This is a genomic window from Thermococcus sp. MV11 (genome assembly GCF_012027285.1).
Lineage (GTDB): Archaea > Methanobacteriota_B > Thermococci > Thermococcales > Thermococcaceae > Thermococcus > Thermococcus cleftensis.
Genome location: NZ_SNUD01000005.1, coordinates 41,647 through 59,768 on the forward strand (window position 1 = coordinate 41,647; position 18,122 = coordinate 59,768).

Sequence of the window (18,122 nt, forward strand, 5' to 3'; positions counted from 1 at the left end):
TTGTAGATTTTCCAGTATGTGGTATTCTTGGTATATAATTGGGAGTTGACTGGTCAATTGGGCACGATTTATTCAATCTTAAGTTACGATATGGTATGCAATTAGTTTACAAATATCAACAAAATTCCCGGAAATTTCGCCCGATATGTTCAACGTACGTTTTGATGTCCGAAAACCTTATATTTGGGTGTCCACATTAGAACCTTGATGACGGGTATAATACCCAGATGGATACTAAAACACACCGTTGAAAAGAGGTGTCTCGAAATGAAAGGTTGGAAGGCGTTGGTGGTTGCCCTGTTACTCGTTGGAATGATGGCGGGTGCGGTTGCAGCCGTGCCGGCCAAGCCCGCGGTTGCCCCGCAGGTCCAGAAGAACTACGGCCTCCTGACCCCTGGGCTGTTCAAGAAGGTTCAGGGAATGAACTGGAACCAGGAGGTAAGCACCGTCATGATGTTCAACAGCCCGGCCGACAGGGACAGGGCCCTTAGGGTTCTCAAGGCTATGGGTGCTGAAATTAAGTACACCTACAAGATTATCCCTGCGGTTGCCGTCAAGATGAAGGTCAGGGATCTGCTCGTGGTCGCCGGCATGATCGACACCGGCTTCTTCGGCAGCACGAAGGTTTCCGGAATAAGGTTCATTCAGGAGGACTACAAGGTTCAGGTCAACGTTGAAACCGAGGGTCTTGACGAGTCGGCCGCTCAGGTCATGGCCACCAATATGTGGAACCTCGGTTATGATGGTTCTGGAATAACCATTGCCATCATCGACACCGGTATCGACGCCTCCCACCCGGACCTCCAGGGCAAGGTCATCGGCTGGGTGGACTACGTGAACGGAAAGACCACCCCCTACGATGACCAGGGCCACGGAACCCACGTCGCTTCCATAGCAGCCGGAACCGGAGCGGCCAGCAACGGCCAGTACAAGGGAATGGCCCCCGGTGCTAAGCTCGTGGGCATCAAGGTCCTCGGTGCCGATGGTTCGGGGAGCATATCTGACATCATAGCCGGCGTGGACTGGGCGGTCCAGAACAAGGACAAGTACGGGATAAGGGTCATCAACCTCTCCCTTGGCTCGAGCCAGAGTTCAGATGGCACCGACTCACTCAGCCAGGCCGTTAACAACGCTTGGGACGCTGGACTCGTTGTGGTGGTTGCCGCTGGAAACAGCGGGCCTGACAAGTACACCGTCGGCTCACCGGCAGCGGCCAGCAAGGTCATCACCGTCGGCGCCGTCGATAAGTACGACGTCATAACCGACTTCTCGAGCAGGGGACCAACCGCCGACAACAGGCTCAAGCCCGAGGTCGTCGCTCCGGGCAACTGGATCATAGCGGCTAGAGCCAGCGGAACCCAGCTCACTGACGTTACCATCGGTGACTACTACGTCGCCGCCCCGGGAACCTCGATGGCCACCCCGCACGTCGCCGGAATCTCCGCTCTCATACTCCAGGCCCACCCGGACTGGACCCCTGACAAGGTCAAGACCGCCCTCATCGAGACCGCCGACATAGTCAAGCCCGACGAGATAGCGGACATCGCCTACGGTGCCGGTAGGGTGAACGCCTACAAGGCGGCCTACTACGACAGCCTCTCCAAGCTCGTCTTCACCGGCTCCGTCGCCGATAAGGGAAGCGCCACCCACGCCTTCGATATCAGCGGAGCCACCTTCGTCACGGCCACGCTCTACTGGGACAACAGCGGAAGCGACCTTGACCTCTACCTCTACGACCCGAACGGCAACCAGGTTGATTACTCCTACACCGCCTACTACGGCTTCGAAAAGGTTGGCTACTACAACCCGACCGCCGGAACCTGGACGCTCAAGGTCGTCAGCTACAGCGGTGCAGCCAACTATCAGGTTGACGTCGTCAGCGACGGCTCTCTGAGCCAGTCCGGCGGAACCACTCCCACCCCGACCGAGCCAACCGTCGATGAGCAGACCTTCACCGGGTACGTCCACGACTACTATGACAAGAGCGACAGCTTCACCATGACCGTGAACAGCGGCGCGACCAAGATAACCGGCGACCTCGTCTTCGACACCAGCGCCCACGACCTTGACCTCTACCTCTACGACCCGAACGGCAACATCGTGGACCGCTCCGAGAGCTACGACAGCAACGAGCACGTCGAGTACAGCAACCCCGCCCCTGGTGACTGGACGTTCCTCGTCTACGCCTACAACACCTACGGCTGGGCCTCCTACACCCTCTACGGAAAGGTCTACTACGGGTGAACCCTTTTAACCCCTCTTTTCTTTCGTTTCTGGGGTGATCGAAGTGAGGAAGCTTCTGGCAATAACCCTGCTCACGCTCATGCTTTTATCCGCCGTGCCGATTCGCGCTGGAGAGGCTCAAATCAGGCCCTACGTCTACGAGCCTACCGTCCCGGACACAGCCTTTGCAGTTCTGGCCCTTTACAGAACCGGAGACTACGGGAAGGTTCTGGAGGGCTGCGAGTGGCTGCTGGCGATGAGAACGCCCTTCGACTCCTGGGGCTTCGCCAGCGGGGAGGAGCACGAGGCCAAGTACACGGCTATGGCGATGCTCGCGTTGATGAGGGGCGAAAACGTCGCCCGCGGCAGGTACGGCAAGACCCTCAACAGCGCCGCATACTGGCTGATATACAAGCAGAACCCTGACGGCTCCTGGAACGACTACACCGACACGGCACTGGCGTTAATAGCCCTCAGGGAGTTCGTTGATGGGGGCTACATCAACGAGACCCTCGTGGGCTTCAGGAAGCAGGTGGAAGAGGCCATAAACCGCGCCCAGGGCTGGCTGATGGGAACCGAGCCCGGGACAGATACGGAGCGGATATTCGGCTACATGGCGCTCGGTGAAAGGGAGAAGCTCAGGGAGATGGAAGTGGAGGGCGAGATGAAAGCCTACCGCGCCTTCGCCCTCGCCTACCTCGGCGAGGAGGTTGAGCTTAACGGGGACTTTGACTCCACAGTCGCCGTGGCAATGGCACTCTACGCGACGGGAGATGAGAAATACCGCGAGGGACTGCTCAAGAGGGAGCACTTCGGCTTCTGGGGCGTCCTTCACTACCGCGTCCTCGATCTTTTGAGCGTTTCCAAAATCAAGGGCTTTGAGGAGCTCCGTCCCATAGCCTGCCCGTACCTCTCCAAGATAAACCCCACCGACGACTGGGAGAGGATAATCCTGGCAGACTACCGCCTTCTCTGCAACGAGACCCCCGAGTTGCCCTCCGGCATCTCAGGCCTTCTTCCCTGGCAGGTGGCGGAGCTCGCGAGGGTTAAGGCCCTCATGGGCTTGGACTACGACGACGAGGTGGACTACCTCCTCTCAACTGGGAAGGGCGGCGTCTGGAGGGACTTCTACAACACCGAGTACGTCGTATGGGTCTTCAGGTTGCTCAACGTGAGCTACAACTATTCCTCTTCCCTTGACTACCTCAGCAAAAACCTCACATGGATGCTCGAAACAAAGGATCCAAAAACTGGAAACCCCGTTTACTACAACGTCCCGACATACTACTTCGCCTACGGGGTCATAGTTTTCAGCGAGTTCGGAATGGATAGGGAGCTCAACGAAACCCTGAGCCTGCTTGCGGAGAGGCAGTATCCCAACGGGGCCTTCCCTTACACCCAGGGTTCTATAGCCGGGATTACCTCGACGGCAAGGGTCGCCTGGGCGCTTCAGGAAGCGGGGCTTGAGGACTCTGAGATTTACGAGAGGGCGGTCTCGTTCCTCAGGAACCTTCTCTACGCGGAGATACCTGACCCGGAGGTAGAGGGCGAAACGGTGAAACTGGCCAACGCCACCTTCCTGCTCGTGAGGGATGGTTTTTACATTGGCAACGCAACGGGGGAGGCGGTGGTTGGGGGCCTGGACGGCTACGTCGTCATTTACCCGTCGAAGAACCCCCTGGCAATAACCGCCTACGGGGTCAATGGATTCCGCGCCGCCGAACCTGAGACGGGGGAAGGAAAAACGGCCTACCTCTACATCGGGGCCGGAGTCCTGCTGATTAGCCTGGCCGGGATCGTGGTCCTGAGAGGCAGGAGAAAGGGGAAGAAGTAAATCCCCTCTTTTCTGGTTTTCAGGTGGTCGAGGCTTCCTCGTCGTTGTAGAGCTCGTCGCCGACGGTGATCCTCTCCTCAAAGCCCTTCGAGCCCTCGAGCGTCTGGATCCTGAACATGTAGCTCTTGTACCAGTTGTAGCTCGGCCTGACCTTGACAGGCAGGAGCTTCCAGGCGCGCGTCTCCTCCTCGTAGCCCCAGTTCACGTACTCGTTGAAGTTCCTGATTATGTCGGTGATGACAACATTGAACTCGTTGAGGAGCAACCTCTGGATCTCGCGCCACTTGTCGAGTGAGCTCTCGCGCCTCGTTATGCCGAAGTAGCCGGCGCAGCCGGGCCCTTTAAGCGTCGCTATCCCCCTGCCGACGAAGGCCCTTATCGCCTCAACGGTCTCGGGCGGGTCGGTTATGAAGGTGTCGAACTTGTGGAGCGCGTAGTCCGGGAGTGGCTCCCTGAGATCGAAGGTGAACATCTCGATGTTCTCGTAGCCGAGTTCATCTGCAGTTTTCTCGATGAACTTGACGAGCCTCTCGTCAATGTCGAGGACAGCTATTCTCTTCGGCAGGCCGGAGAGCATGAGGGCTATGCTGGTCAGGTCGTCGTCGCCGAGAACGAAGACCTCCTTGTTTTCAAGGTCTCCCCTCGTGTGCATCAGGGCTATCCTGGCGACGGTCGTCTCCGGCGTAACGTAGGCCTGGTCGAAGTCGTGCTTTGGCTGCGGGCGGTCCTTCACTATCTCCCTGAACTGCTCGAGGAGGTCCTTGAAGGCCTCAAGCTCCACGGTCTTGCCCTCGCAGTGGGAGCAGGTGTAGTCCTTCCTCGCGCCGATCCCGTACTTCTCCACCAGCTTCCTGCCGCTCTGGGTGAGGACGACGTTCGGACCGTCGAAGGCGACGTAGCCAAGCTCGTGGAGCGCCGTTATGACCGCCACGACGAGCGGAAGCGGCTCCTCACTGAGATCCACTATCCTCCAGACGTCACCGCTGGCCTGAACTGCGCTCAGAACGTTCTCGATGGTTCTCTCGTAAACCGGAATGCTCGTCTTCTCCTTAACCTTCTCCACTATCTCGATCATCGCAAGCACCTCCAGAAGGATTTTTGGTTCGTAAACGGGGTTAGGGTGGGCCTCTTTTAAGGTTTTTCCCGGCGGCAAGTTTAATAAGTGTCCGGCGTTATTGGCCACGATGATAAGGCCAGTTGAGAAAGACTTCGTCAAGCGCTACCGCCTCGAGTACAACCTCGAGGCCCTTGAAAGGGTCAGGGAGAAAATCGGGGAGAGAGCCTACTCCAGGCTGAGGGCGCTGGTGGAATACCGTCTTAGCGGGAAGGACTTCGACCGCTCGCCGATCGGAGTTAGGATAGCCCTTGCCTTTTCCGCCGGCTCCGACAGCACGGCGACGCTAAGGATACTCCGCTGGGCCGGCTTCGACGTCGTGCCCGTAACGGCCAGGCTTCCCCAGATGAACGGGAGCGTTATTGGGAGGGCCAGCTCCGAGGGAGCGGTTTTCGTTGATGTGCCCGGTTACCTCGACGTGATAACCGACCAGATGGACAAGGGCGCTCCAATATGCGGTAAATGCCACGCGATGGTTATGAAGGCCGTTGAGCGCTACGCACGGGAGAACGGGATAGGGATCCTCGCCAGCGGCGACCTCCTTAGCTCGGGGCTGATATCGATCTACGAGACCGATGGGCTGGTGACCCTCAACCTTCCCGCATTCCTTGCCCTCGACAAGGCCGAGATAATCGAGCTGATTGGAGGAAAGTACGATCTCAGGTTCGGCTGTCCGTTGCTCTGGGAGACCTTCCGGAGGGCACCGAGCGTCAAGCGGTTTGCACTACAGCGGGTTCTCCGCGAGTTGAGGGCCAGGGCCATAACACCGGAGATAGCCGAGGCTCTGATACTCGACGTTCTCACCCGCTGATTCCACAATTCTGACCCAAAAGGTTTAAATCTGTCTTCCCGAACCCCGCCCAGGTGGTGAGTAATGGTCACGAAGGAAGAAGTCGAAAAGATCGTTAATGAGATAGTCGATGGGAAGTTTGTCAGATCCATCGAGGTGAACGATAAGGGGGACGTTACCGTTACACTCGCGAAGGACACTCCGGATATAGACAACGTCCTCATAAAGCTCCACTCGGAGCTCGGGAAGCTCGAGGGAATCGGCTTGATAACCATCAACCGCGAGCGCGAAGTTCAGGAAGGCGGCGAAAACGTTAAGCTCACGGAGGACATGATCCTTGAGAAGCTCAAGGAGGTCATCGACCCAGAGATCGGAATCGACGTGGTGAACCTCGGCCTCATCTACGAGTTGAGGATAAACCCCGATAACACCGTTTACGTCAAGATGACGATGACCACTCCCGGTTGTCCGATGACTATGTGGATATTAAGGGCCGTCGAGGACAAGATACTGGAGATCCCCGGCGTCAAGGACGCCGAAATCGAACTAACATTCGACCCGCCCTGGACGCCCGACAGGATAAGTCCCGAGTACAAGAAGAGGCTGGGCCTTTACTGATCCATTCTGTCAATTTCTGTTCATTGACGGGCTATTCGCTCCCTTTTTCCACGGATTTTCGCCCTTTGGGGTTCTTTTCCCCGACGAAAAGTTTATATTCGCCGGAGTTCATCTAAGTCCGGTGATGTTCCATGGCTTGGAAGGTTAGGGTTGACCAGGACGTTTGTATCGGAGACGCCATCTGTGCCAGCCTCTGCCCGGACGTCTTCGAGATGAACGACGAGGGCAAGAGCGTTCCTATTGTCGAGGTTATCGAGGACGAGAACCTCTACAACTGCGCCGTCGAGGCCGCCGAGGCCTGCCCGGTCAGCTGCATTTACATCGAGGAGGCCTGAAGCCTCTTCTTTTTCCCTTCATTGCACCTTGCTTTTCTGGAGATTTAATAAGAATAAAAGAAGAACGGTCACTCCAGGCTAAGCCCGAACTTCTCCGCCTGCTCCAGAACGTATTCTCTTATTTCCCTCGCCTTCGGAAGCTCGGCAACGATTTCGCCGTTCTCGATGAGCGGTTTGAGGAGCGGCTCGACCTTCGCCTCGCAGACAGGGCACTTTTCCAGCTTTTTATCCGCTGGAACCCTGTGGTAGTGGCCGTTCTCGCAGCGGTAGACCTGCTTCCTCCCGCTCAGCTTGCCGCGCTTGGTGATGGGCTTCCCCTCAACCTCGACTATGTCAAGGGAGAAGTCCACGGGTTTCGCGCTCGCTATTGCTGAGCCAACGCCGAAGGCATCGGCTACGTCAACTATCTCCCTTATGCTATCCTCGTTCAGGCCACCGCTGACGAATATCTTAACCCACTCGTAGCCCCTCAGGTCGAGCTCCCAGCGAACCTCCTCTATGATGCGCCTGAAGTTGCCCCTCCTTGAGCCCGGAGTGTCGAGCCTGACGGCGGTGAGCCTCTCTCCCAAAGCTTCAGCCGCCATTAGGGCCTCGAACTTCTCGTCGCACAGCGTGTCCACCAAAGCAGTTCTCGGGACTTCTGGCTCAACCACCTCGTCGAAGTACTTCCAGGCCTTGACCTGGTCGCCAACGGTGAGGATCAGCGCGTGCGGCATCGTCCCAACGGGCTTTTCTCCCATCATCTCCGCGCCGAGGACTCCGCTCACACCGTCGCAGCCGCCTATGAAGGCCGAGCGGTCTATCATCGGGGCGATGGCGGGGTGCATGTGCCTTATGCCGAAGGAATAGACCGGCTTGAAGTTGGCCGCTATCTTCACCCTCAGTGCCGCGGTGGCTATGCCGCTCGCCTGGCTGAGCATGCCGAGTAAAGCGGTTTCATAAATCCCGAACTCCTCGTAGTAACCCTCGATCTGCATAACCGGCTCGTAGGGGTGGAATATCGTGCCTTCTCTCATCGCGTAGACGTTCACCGGCAGGCCTTCAAGGAGCTTGGCAACCTCCTCGATTCCCGCCAGAACACCCCACTTCCAGCCCTTTGGAAGTCCCGTCGTGGTTATGTCGGCGAAAACCTTCCTGTGAATGCCTTTCTCGACTAGTATCTTCCGCGTCCTGATGAAGTAAACGTCGGTGGTCTTTCCGGCTTTTATATCATCCTCGTGGGCAATGTAGAAATCCCTCATCTTCCTCACCTGAAACAACTTTTCCTCTCTGGATTTAAGGCTTTTCTGAGTAAAGTTTATCGGGAAAACTGCAAATCAATAAACATGGTGACCCTGAAACCCCTAAACGAACTCGTCTCCCTGAAGGAGAGAAGGGCACTCATAACCGGGGCCGCTTCAGGGATAGGCCGCGCGGCGGCGATTAGATTTGCCGAGGCCGGGGCGGATTTAGAACTCGTGGATCTCAACGAGTCCGGGCTGGAGGAGACGAAGGCCCTCGCGGAGGAGTTCGGGGTGAGCGTTAGCACCCACCGCGTTGACCTCTCCAGGAAAATCGAGATAGACGCGCTCTGGAAGGAATTGGAGGGCATCGAGCCGGACATACTCGTCAACAACGCCGGCGTCTACTGGTTCAGGGACTTCACGGAGGTCGATGAGGGCTTCTACGAAAAGGTCATGGAGATAAACCTCCACTCCGTCTTCTGGATGTGCCAGCACTTCGTCAGGGCGCGAAAGGATAAAGGCGGCGTCATCATCAACGTCAGCTCGATAGAGGCCTTCCTGCCCTTCGCAAAGGGCCTTGCCCACTACGACGCGGCCAAGCTCGGCGTCGTGGCGCTGACGAGGGCGATAGCGAGGGACTACGGGAAGAAAATCAGGGCGAACGTTATAGTCCCCGGTGGGATAGAGACCGAGGGCGTGAAGAGGCTCAAGAAGGAGGCGATAATGAAGTTCGACATGGAGAAGATAGGCATATCTTTCAACTTCAACGCACGCCTCCCGATGGGTCGCTTCGGTCAGCCGGACGAGGTGGCGAGGGTGATGCTCTTCCTCGCGAGCGACCTTGCCAGCTATATCAACGGAGCCGTGATCCCCGTGGACGGCGGCTTTCTCTCAACCTAGCCTGAAGGGCAGTTCCACCTTTTCGCCCCCTTCCCTTTTGTGAAGCTCCCTCCTGTAGGCTTCTAGCGGCCTGTCCTCGACCTTCAGGTAGGCGGCGAAGGTCTTGGGCCTCTCCTCCAGCTCGTCGAAAAAGCGCGGGTAGTTCCTGTCCCTCACTATGTGATGGTCGAGGATTATCTCCGCCCCTGTTTCGCGGATTATCTCGTTGAGGTTTTTAATGCCCGCCTCCCAGCTTCCCTCGGCGCGCTTACCGAGGTATGTCGGCGGGCCACCGGTTACGAGCAGGTCTGGAACTTTCTCGATTATCCACTCCACCGCTTTTCTGTTGAGGAGCTGAATATCGCTCGCGTGGATTACTCTCTCAGAGCCGTCGTCAATGAGCGTCATCACAACGAAGCCGAGCCTGGAACCTTCGCTCCCGTGGGGAACCGCCGGTGAGAACTCAAGCCTAACCCCGCCGAGGTCAAATTTTCTCCCGTCCGCGAACTCTATCTTCTCTGCTATCGGCTCCGCCTTCTTGAGGAAGGCCCAGGCGCGCTTTCTCTGGCTGAAGTTGATGTTTTCTTTAGGGTGCTTGATGAAGAGGAGCTTTCCCGAGTAGATTTCTTTGGCATACTCCTCGCTCGAGCTCTCGTAGAGTCCCTCGAAGAAAGGAGTGTGGTGGTCGTAGTGGTAGTGAGAGATAGCCACCACGTCCGCTTTCCTCGCGTAGCCCTGGAGCTTCCTCCTCATTTTCTGGAGGGTTTCAAGCTCTATCTTAGCCGGCGGCAGGCCGTAGCGCTTCGGCCCGAGAGCCACACCGGGGTCGATGAGGATTTTTATTCCTCTGGCCTCTACAAACGTTGCCAGGCTCCTCACGCCGAGGCTTTCTGACGCGAGTGGAACAACTCTCATGGCTCTTCCCATGAACTTTCAGACTAAACCTTAATAAGCCATACCCGTTAGTGAAGGTTGACCGATGAAGAGTGTCATCCCTCCTGATGCCAAGATGATGACATTATCCCCACCTGAGGTGGTCCCATGCTTGGTTTCTTCAGGAAAAAGAAGAAGGAAACCTACGGGCCGCTCGTCTACCTGAGCGAGCCCACGATACTCTACCACACCCGCACTGAGAAGGCCATTCTTGAGATACTCGAGGAGAAGCTCGGCTCCAACAACTTCGTGGTTCCCTCCGACTACGGTCTCAGGACAACCGACCACATGATTCCAGATGCCGAGATATTCGTGGCCATAGCGATAGTCGGGAAGTTCACCTCCCTCGTCGTCAGGGAGATTGAGATGGCCAAAAAGCACGGAAAGAAAATCTACACCCTTGACGTGGCCAGAAAGGGTGATGAGATACTCTACCTCTTCGAGGAGGGAATCCCCGAGAGGATAGAGTGGCTAACGCCGGAAGAAACCCAGGAACTCTACGCGGCCTTCCGCGGCGAGGACTTCTCGGGATTCATGAAGTTCTTCTTCGGCGACAGAAAAAGACAGTGGTGAAAAAAGAAAGAACTCACGCGTTCGCCTTTCTGGACTTTATGTACTCGTCTATCGCCTTCGCGGCCTTCTTTCCGTCTCCCATCGCCAGAATGACAGTTGCCTCGCCTCTTACTGCATCTCCGCCCGCGAAGACTCCCGGAATGCTGGTCATCAGGTTCTCATCCACAACGAGCGTTCCGTCCGGGTTGGCTTCAAATCCGCTGGCCTCAACGAGTATCCTGTTCGGCTCAAGGCCGATGGCTATGATGACGGTGTCGGCCTCAAGGGTAACGTACTCACCGGTTGGCTCTATCTTCCTCTTTCCGCGACTGTCGCGCTCCTCCAGCGGGCGCATCTTCATGAACTTGACCGCCTTTACCTTACCGTTCTCACCAAGGAACTCGACCGGTGTGAGGAAGAACTCAAACTTAACTCCCTCCTCTTCGGCGTGCGCTATCTCCTCTATCCTCGCGGTCATATCCTCCCTTCCACGGCGGTAGGCAATGGTAACTTCAGCCCCGAGCCTGAGCGCGGAGCGCGCCGCGTCCATTGCCGTGTTTCCGGCACCTATCACTATGACCTTCTTTCCAACGGCTATCGGCGTGTCGTACTCGGGGAACAGGTAAGCCTTCATGAGGTTTACCCTCGTCAGGAACTCGTTGGCGCTATAAATTCTGTCGAGGAGGATTCCGGGTATGTTCAGGAGCTTCGGCGTTCCAGCACCGGTGCCGATGAAGACGGCGTCGTACTCCTGGAGGAGTTCCTCAACGGTAACGGTCTTGCCAACGATGTAGTTGGTCTTGACCTCAACGCCGAGCTTCTCCAGCTTGTCAAGCTCGGTTTTGAGAACCTCTTTGGGCAGCCTGAACTCCGGAATTCCGTACATAAGAACTCCACCGGCCTCGTGGAGGGCCTCAAAGATGGTCACTTTATAACCCAGCTTTGCAAGTTCGAGGGCGCAGGTGAGTCCAGCCGGCCCGGCGCCGACGACGGCGACCTTTCCTTTTCCGTCAGTTTCGGCTATGAACTCCCCGAGAAGTTCTTCGTCAATTCCTTTCTCCCTCGCGTAGTCGGCCACGAAGCGCTCAAGCTTGCCGATGTTTATGGGGTCCCCCACTTTTCCCATGACACACGGGGCCTCACACTGCTCCTCCTGCGGGCAGACGCGGCCCGTAACGGCCGGCAGGGTGTTGTCGTTCCATATAACGCGCAGGGCGTTCTTGACGGCCTCGTCAGGGTTGTCCGCGTTCTCGCGGAGGGCCTTCAGGAAGCCCGGGATGTTAATGTGCACCGGGCATCCCTTGATACACGGGGCGTACTCGGGTGGACACTGTATGCAGCGTTCCGCCTCCTTGACCGCCGAGGCGAAGTCGTAGCCGAGGTTGACCTCGACGAAACTCTTAATGCGCTCCTCAACGGGCCTCTCCGGCGTCGGAACGCGCTCCTTGATGAGCTTTGGCCTCGCCATTCAGACCACCCCCTTGGACTCAAGGTAGTGCTTCTTTGCAATCTCCTGCTCGCGAACGAAGCGGGAGTCGCGCCTTATGACGTCGTCCCAGTCCACCTTGTGGGCGTCGAACATCGGACCATCGCGGCAGGCGAACTTTATCTCGCCGTCGTAGAGTATCCTGCAGGAACCGCACATACCGGTTCCGTCCACCATTATCTGCCTTACCGTGACGATTGTTGGGATTCCGTACTCCTTCGTAAGCTCAGCCAGCTTCTTGAGCGACCCCAGCTTTCCACCGCCAAAGACTATATCCACCTTATCCTTCTCGATGAGCTCCTTCAGAACGTCGAGGTAGTGTCCCTTGATTCCGCGCGAGCCGTCCTCTGTTGTGAGGTAGTGCTCGTCCGCGACGGGCTTCGCCAGGAACTTCTCCGGGTAGGAGTGGGCTTTGTCCTCGAAGGTCTGGATGGAGATTGTGTAGTTGCCCGCCTCCTTCATGGCCTTGAGCGTGGCGTAGTTCTCCGCCTGGCCGCAGACTGCGTCGGAGACGAAGACGACGTTTCCGTAGTGCTTGACCTCGATCGGCGTTCCAAGAGGTCCCGCAACGGCGTAGAGGGAGTCTCCAACGTCGAAGTTGTCCCAGAGGTCGAAGGTGGTCTTCCCGTGCCTCCTGATGAACATGCCTATCCTTCCGGTCTCCCCGTCGGCGTAGTAGATGGACATGGGGATCCTTTCGCCCTTCTCATGTATCATCAAAACGACAAACTGGCCCGGTTTCCAGGCCCTGGCCACGTGCGGTGCCTCGACCTCGAGAAAGAAGTCCCTCACATCCAGCTCTTCCTTGGCCGTTATCCTGTACATAGATGCATCACCTTGGTCATTTGTACAACCTTGTTCACAAAAGGTTTGGAACCCATGGTTTATAGGCCTTTTCTGAACCAAAGGTTTAGAACTCTCTTCCCGCTGAAAAAAGCGCCGTAGTGTCTTCTTTAAAGACTAGTGGGGTTTTTTCAAGTTTCGGAAGTCTTTTTAGCGGGTGGCACTATTTGAATCCGGTGATCGAGATGGTCGAGATTCCAAAGAGCCACCCGCGCTACTGGAGCCTGTACTACCGGGAGAGGATCATCGAGGGCATGGAGAAGGGGATGACCGCGAAGGCCGGACTGATAGCCCACGGCAGGGGGGAGGCCTTCGACTACCTGATAGGGGAGAAAACCATAGAGCCGGCCGAGAGGGCCATGCGCGCCGCGGTCGCGAAGTTCCTCCTGGCTAAGCACCCCGTCGTTTCCGTAAACGGCAACGTCGCGGCACTTGTCCCAAAGGAAACGATAGAGCTGGCAAAAGCGCTAAACGCCAAGCTCGAGATAAACCTCTTCTACCGCACGGAGGAGCGCGTTAAGGCCATAGCGGAGGAGCTCAGAAAGCACGGGGCGGAGGAGATACTCGGAATAAACCCGACCAAAAGAATCCCCGGCCTTGAGCACGAGAGGGGGAAGGTTGATGAAAACGGCATCTGGAAGGCTGACGTTGTTCTCGTCCCGCTTGAGGACGGTGACAGGACGGAGGCCCTCGTGAGAATGGGCAAGTTCGTGATAACGGTGGATCTAAACCCCCTCTCGCGGAGCGCCAGAATGGCGGACATAACGATAGTAGACAACGTAGTTAGGGCGTACCCCAGAATGACCGAGCTGGCGAGGGAGATGAAGGATTACAGTCGGGAGGAGCTTCTCGGCATACTTGAGGAGTATGACAACGGCAAGACCCTGAGCGACGTTCTCCTTCACATGAGGGACCGGCTAACCCGACTTGCAGGCGAGGGAATCTGGAGAAGGAAGGAGCTCGAGTGATCACAGCTCCTTTTCAGTCTTTTCCACCAGCCTCCTGAGGCCGGTTATGAGCTCGGTCTCGCTCGCAACGTTGGAAACCACCAGCGGGACCCTTTCACGCTCGGCCAGCTTGACCGCGAGCTCGTCGAGCTTCTTTACGCCGTGGAGAACAACCACCGCCGGCTTGAGGCCCTGGACGCGGACCGCTATCATTGGGCTTCTCCCAGTAGTGACCTTGGTGAATATCAGCGCCCGCTCCGTCGTCCAGCCGTAGAGCTTGAGGAACTCTTCACTGCTCATCTCGAGGATCGCCCTTATGCTATCAACGACGGTGTAGCCGTAGATGCGCCTGTCGAGGAGGTGTATGTTGGCGACTACTTCCCCCTTGATAGCATTCACGAGGTCCTTTATGGTTATCGGGAGCGCAAACTCCCTGATGTCAAGTATAGCGCTCGTTGGTAGCTCACTACCGATGGTCTTGCTGAAGGCCCTAATGACGTTTCCCCCGCGCTTTTCGTCTATCTCAAGGAGCGCTTCAACGAACTTCCTAATGGTAGATGCTCCAGGACTCTTTCTCCTTCCGCCTTCGTAGTCGCTTATGACCGAAGAAGAGACGCCAAGGTATTCGGCCAGCTCTGTCTGGCTGATTCCGAATATCTCGCGCCATTTGCGCATTGTCTTGCCGGGGTCTGAGGAAAGGGTTATTTCCCCCGCTATCCTCTTTGCCAGAGCTTCTTTTTCCTTTTCAAGCATAGTGGAGGATATTCGTCAATCGTTATAAGCTTTTCGGCAATTGCCTAACCTTTTCCTGCCTGGATCCTATAAAACCGGTAATCTGGGGGAGACAACTTTGCATTTCAAAACATGCACCTCCACTTCTGCCAGCGCTTGCGAAGGGAGCTTTTGGAAAAAAGCTTGACCAAAAGTTCGTAGCTCTCCGTCGAAAAGCCCAGCAGGGGAGGATTTTACCCATTAAATGCCATCTTCCAGAAGAGAACACGTTAGGTAAGCCCCGATAAGGTGTTTACTCTCCTCCTGACGCCCGAAGGGCGTCGATTTAAGGTTAAACCCACACCAAAGAAGCACTTTGAAAAGTTCCACCTTAAAAACAGTCACTCAAAGAGAAAATCACTCAAAATTGTAGCTTTCAAGAAGAGCTACGAACTTGATCAAACTTCGCGGTTTGTAACTGGTGGGCCCGCGGGGCTTCGAACCCCGGACCTCCGCCTCGTGAGGGCGGCGTCATAACCAGACTAGACCACGGGCCCGTCCCGGCAATAGTGGGGGGAGGGGGAAATATAAAGCTTTCGCTAGACCGTCTCCAGTATCTCCTTAGGTGCCCCCGCGAACTCCACCAGATACTCCGCCTCAACGATGTGGAGCCTGCCCGGAACGACCATTACGTGGGGCTGTCTCCCAAAGTCCTCCATTAGCATATCCTTCACATAGCCTGCCCTGAGGGTCGGACTGAGCGAACCGGCTCTAGCCAGGACGACAACGAGCGTGTCCGGCGTGAAAACGTTTTCTTTTTTCATATCCTCCACCTGGAGGAGTATTTCCATCGCCTCGTTGGCCGTCATGTAGCGGTTCTGGTCTGCCTTTATGTCGAGAAACAGCATTGTGTGGAGACCGCGCTCCCGGTTTTCCCTTATCACGTCGTAGTGACTCGTGGGGAACCAGTTCTTCTCAGGGTAAGCCACTGTGGCGCTCTTCCCGAACTTGTATATTTGCAGTCCGGTTATCGCTATTGCGGAATAGATGCTTGGGGCGTGGATAACGTAGCTCTCGATTCCAAGCTGCTTGGTCCTTATGCGCAGATCCGCATGGGTCGTTGCAACCATTGGATCACCGGCGGTGAGGAAGGCCACGTCCCTCTCCCTGGCCTCGCTTAGAACGATGCGCTCGAAGTGAAGCTCAACCTCCTCCCTACTGAGCCTCCTGATAGGCTTTCCAATGAGATCCTCAATCCTCTCGAGCGTTGTTCCGGCAAGAAGTGAGGTGTAGAACTCGGCAAAAACGAGGTCGCACTTCCTTGCCGCCTCCAGCCCCTTGAGCGTGATGTCTCTCTCGTCGTAAAGGCCCAGCCCTATGAAGTAAATCGCCATGCGACTCACCAGTTGGTCTTGGAGAAGACGCTTTTAAGCTTACTCCTGCCAGTGCTTGTACAAACAATGGCTGTTATGGTGCGGTGGCCGGGATTTGAACCCGGGTCACCGGCTTGGAAGGCCGGTGTCCTAGACCAGGCTAGACTACCACCGCGCAGAAAGTGGTGGGGCGAGGGGGATTTGAACCCCCGACACCCGGATCTTCAGTCCGGCGCTCTCCCAGGCTGAGCTACCGCCCCACGCCCAAAGATAAGGGCAAGGAAGAGATTTATAAATCTTGCGGTGGCGGGTGAACAGAGCTGAACATTAGATCCTCGGCTCGACGGCGTAAACGGTTCTGTCCTCGCCGATTCCCTCGATCAACCCACGGTGCCTCCTGACGCAGCTTTCACACTCGCCGCAGTGTATCGGCTTTCCGTCCTCGGTGAAGCCCCTCGGCATGTAGCAGGAGTTGGAGTACTCGTACTTCGTGCCCAGCTCCTTCAAAAGCCTTGCTATTCCCTTCTTGTCGAGGTCTATGAGCGGTGCAACGACCCTCACATCGGCCATTGTGCCGTATTTCAGCATCTCGTTCATTCTCTCCACGAACTCGGGCGTGTTGTCGGGGAATGTGGCCCCTTCCTCCGCGTTGAAGCCCACTACTATGTCTCCACCGCCGAGCGCATCGAGGAGCGATGCGGCGACGCTTATCAGAACGACGTTCCTCGCTGGAACCCAGACGCTTTTTGCAGTTTCCTGGGCGACACTCATGTCCTCAAGCTCCTCCGCGGTAACTTTCGGTGTCTCCCCTCCGACGAGGGTAGTTCCCCTCAGCTTCGAGAACTCCTCCAGAAAGTCGAGGTGGACTATTTTGAGCGGAACGTCCAGCTCCTTCGAAAAGAACTCAGCAACTTTGTTCGTAACGCGCTCTTCGTTGCTCCCGTAGTTGATGACGAGCATCATAACCTCATCGTAGTTCCTCTTCGCCCAGTACAGGCAGGCCGTCGAGTCAAGACCCCCCGAGAACAACACCACAGCGCGCTTCATTTTTCTCACCCCGCTCAAATCCGATTTTGATGGTTTAAAGTTTTCTGGGAGTTCGATGTCACTTGTGGCCTCGTTGAGAGCTTCTTCTATGGCTTTCTCTATTTCTTCGAGACTCAAATCCCTACCCAACGAGATTGTTTCCCATTCCTTCATGTTTTACTCCTCCAATGCAAGGCCGACTATCTCCTTCACGCTCGAAAAGCCCTCCTCCTCAAGATACCTCACGATTCCCTCGTTTATCTCCCTGAATACCTTCCACCCGCGGAGCGAGACCGCTGTGCCGATCTGAAGGGCTGAAGCTCCAGCGAGGAGGAACTCGACCGCGTCCTGCCAGGTGGTTATTCCCCCGATTCCAATGACCGGGATATCAAGGGTTCTCGCCAGGTCATAGACTGCTCTCAGTGCGACGGGCTTAACGCCGGGCCCGGAGTAACCACCAACGCGGTTGCTGAGAACCGGCCTCCTGGCGTAAACGTCAATCGCTATGGCCTTGAGGGTGTTTATTGCCGAGACTGCGTCAGCTCCAGCCTTTTCCGCGGCCAGGCCAAGCTTGGTTATGTCATCTATGTTGGGCGTCAGCTTCGCTATCACAGGCCTGTCGGTCGCATCTTTGACGGCCCTGACGACTTCGTAGACGTTCTCCTGCTTCTGGCCGATTTCCATGCCGTAACCCCTCGCGTGGGGGCAACTGAGGTTCAGCTCGAAGGCATCGGCGACGTCGCTCAGCTTTTCCGCCAGAAAGGCGAACTCCTCCGGCGTTCCGCCGAATATCGAGACTATCAGTGGAAAGTCAAAGGTATAACCCTCGACCATCTCGAGGAACCCTCTCCAGCCGGGATTAGGAAGGCCCATCGCGTTGATGAGACCACAGGGCAGTTCGACGATTGTGGGGTTGTCGTAGCCCTTCCTCGGTTCGATGCCGATGGATTTCGTGACCACCCCTCCGGCGCCCTCCTCGTGCGCCCTGATCCACTGCTCCGGCACCTTGTCGTTTATTCCAGAGGCGAGAATGAGCGGGTTCTCGAATTTTATCCCGAAAAGCTCGACCTCAAGGCTCGCCATCTTAACACCTCAAAGTCAAAAGAGAACACGTCCTATTAAGGTTTTGCCTGCGGCTTGTTATTTCTCAGGGAAGTTCTAGCGGCGGCGGGCGCGCCCGGGGGTGGGAACCCTCCACCGCCCGCTTCCACCGGGGCTCGCTCACCCCCGCTACC

At 56.5% G+C, this 18,122-nt stretch carries 17 protein-coding genes and 3 tRNA genes; 8 read left to right on the plus strand and 12 right to left on the minus strand.

What is annotated here, in order from left to right; all coding sequences use genetic code 11:
• Positions 1–267 precede the first annotated feature (267 nt).
• Both E3E27_RS10455 and E3E27_RS10460 read left to right on the plus strand, forming a co-directional pair.
• Positions 268–2,244, plus strand: a complete 1,977-nt coding sequence (locus E3E27_RS10455; protein WP_167774533.1) for a S8 family serine peptidase — start codon at positions 268–270, stop codon at positions 2,242–2,244.
• A gap of 43 nt (positions 2,245–2,287) precedes the next feature.
• On the plus strand, positions 2,288–4,057 hold the full coding sequence (locus tag E3E27_RS10460; RefSeq protein WP_167774554.1) for an LPXTG cell wall anchor domain-containing protein: 1,770 nt from the start codon (positions 2,288–2,290) through the stop codon (positions 4,055–4,057).
• Between the two features lie 19 nt (positions 4,058–4,076).
• Here E3E27_RS10460 and bpsA read toward each other — a convergent pair whose 3' ends face one another.
• Positions 4,077–5,132 carry a N(4)-bis(aminopropyl)spermidine synthase gene (bpsA, locus tag E3E27_RS10465; protein WP_167774534.1) on the minus strand — a complete coding sequence of 352 codons (1,056 nt, stop codon included), beginning with the start codon at positions 5,130–5,132 and terminating at the stop codon, positions 4,077–4,079.
• 109 nt (positions 5,133–5,241) lie between these two features.
• Here bpsA and E3E27_RS10470 point away from each other — a divergent pair, with 109 nt between their 5' ends.
• The 3 genes from E3E27_RS10470 (at position 5,242) to E3E27_RS10480 (ending at position 6,914) form a co-directional block, all read left to right on the plus strand.
• On the plus strand, positions 5,242–5,982 hold the full coding sequence (locus tag E3E27_RS10470) for an ATPase (RefSeq protein WP_167774535.1): 741 nt from the start codon (positions 5,242–5,244) through the stop codon (positions 5,980–5,982).
• Between the two features lie 63 nt (positions 5,983–6,045).
• Complete coding sequence (locus E3E27_RS10475; RefSeq protein ID WP_167774536.1) at positions 6,046–6,579, plus strand: metal-sulfur cluster assembly factor; 534 nt, start codon at positions 6,046–6,048, stop codon at positions 6,577–6,579.
• Positions 6,580–6,710: 131 nt separating this feature from the next.
• A complete protein-coding gene (locus E3E27_RS10480; protein ID WP_088865231.1) occupies positions 6,711–6,914 on the plus strand; it encodes a ferredoxin in 204 nt (67 codons plus the stop codon).
• A gap of 68 nt (positions 6,915–6,982) precedes the next feature.
• Here the strand turns inward: E3E27_RS10480 and E3E27_RS10485 are convergent, their stop codons facing one another.
• Positions 6,983–8,155, minus strand: coding sequence for a nicotinate phosphoribosyltransferase (locus tag E3E27_RS10485; protein ID WP_167774555.1), 1,173 nt, complete (start codon positions 8,153–8,155; stop codon positions 6,983–6,985).
• An 84-nt stretch (positions 8,156–8,239) separates the two neighbouring features.
• Here E3E27_RS10485 and E3E27_RS10490 point away from each other — a divergent pair, with 84 nt between their 5' ends.
• Positions 8,240–9,037, plus strand: coding sequence for an SDR family NAD(P)-dependent oxidoreductase (locus tag E3E27_RS10490; RefSeq protein WP_206204888.1), 798 nt, complete (start codon positions 8,240–8,242; stop codon positions 9,035–9,037).
• Here E3E27_RS10490 and E3E27_RS10495 read toward each other — a convergent pair.
• Positions 9,029–9,931: an MBL fold metallo-hydrolase gene (locus tag E3E27_RS10495; RefSeq protein WP_167774537.1), complete on the minus strand. Its 903-nt coding sequence runs from the start codon at positions 9,929–9,931 to the stop codon at positions 9,029–9,031. The genes E3E27_RS10490 and E3E27_RS10495 overlap by 9 nt on opposite strands.
• A 126-nt stretch (positions 9,932–10,057) precedes the next feature.
• On the opposite strand from E3E27_RS10495, the gene E3E27_RS10500 reads away from it, so the two are divergent.
• Positions 10,058–10,522, plus strand: a complete 465-nt coding sequence (locus E3E27_RS10500) for a hypothetical protein (RefSeq protein WP_014789190.1) — start codon at positions 10,058–10,060, stop codon at positions 10,520–10,522.
• 13 nt (positions 10,523–10,535) lie between these two features.
• Here the strand turns inward: E3E27_RS10500 and gltA are convergent, their stop codons facing one another.
• Complete coding sequence (gene gltA / locus E3E27_RS10505) at positions 10,536–11,969, minus strand: NADPH-dependent glutamate synthase (RefSeq protein ID WP_167774538.1); 1,434 nt, start codon at positions 11,967–11,969, stop codon at positions 10,536–10,538.
• Positions 11,970–12,812 carry a sulfide/dihydroorotate dehydrogenase-like FAD/NAD-binding protein gene (locus E3E27_RS10510; RefSeq protein ID WP_167774539.1) on the minus strand — a complete coding sequence of 281 codons (843 nt, stop codon included), beginning with the start codon at positions 12,810–12,812 and terminating at the stop codon, positions 11,970–11,972.
• Positions 12,813–13,015: 203 nt separating this feature from the next.
• Between E3E27_RS10510 and E3E27_RS10515 the strand changes: the two genes are divergently transcribed.
• Positions 13,016–13,798: a 4-phosphopantoate--beta-alanine ligase gene (locus E3E27_RS10515; protein ID WP_167774557.1), complete on the plus strand. Its 783-nt coding sequence runs from the start codon at positions 13,016–13,018 to the stop codon at positions 13,796–13,798.
• On the opposite strand, the gene E3E27_RS10520 is transcribed toward E3E27_RS10515, so the two are convergent.
• The 7 genes from E3E27_RS10520 to E3E27_RS10550 form a co-directional block, all read right to left on the minus strand.
• Positions 13,799–14,530, minus strand: coding sequence for a helix-turn-helix domain-containing protein (locus E3E27_RS10520; RefSeq protein WP_014789194.1), 732 nt, complete (start codon positions 14,528–14,530; stop codon positions 13,799–13,801).
• Between the two features lie 437 nt (positions 14,531–14,967).
• A tRNA-Val gene (locus E3E27_RS10525) sits at positions 14,968–15,045 on the minus strand.
• A gap of 42 nt (positions 15,046–15,087) precedes the next feature.
• Positions 15,088–15,882: a diphthine synthase gene (gene dph5 / locus E3E27_RS10530; protein ID WP_167774558.1), complete on the minus strand. Its 795-nt coding sequence runs from the start codon at positions 15,880–15,882 to the stop codon at positions 15,088–15,090.
• A 76-nt stretch (positions 15,883–15,958) separates the two neighbouring features.
• Positions 15,959–16,036: transfer RNA gene (locus E3E27_RS10535), tRNA-Gly, on the minus strand.
• A gap of 8 nt (positions 16,037–16,044) precedes the next feature.
• A tRNA-Phe gene (locus tag E3E27_RS10540) sits at positions 16,045–16,121 on the minus strand.
• A gap of 67 nt (positions 16,122–16,188) precedes the next feature.
• Positions 16,189–16,908 carry a 7-cyano-7-deazaguanine synthase QueC gene (queC, locus tag E3E27_RS10545; RefSeq protein ID WP_167774559.1) on the minus strand — a complete coding sequence of 240 codons (720 nt, stop codon included), beginning with the start codon at positions 16,906–16,908 and terminating at the stop codon, positions 16,189–16,191.
• 156 nt (positions 16,909–17,064) lie between these two features.
• Entirely contained in the window at positions 17,065–17,970 is a 906-nt protein-coding gene (locus tag E3E27_RS10550; RefSeq protein ID WP_167774540.1) for a dihydroorotate dehydrogenase, read from the minus strand.
• Positions 17,971–18,122 lie beyond the last annotated feature (152 nt).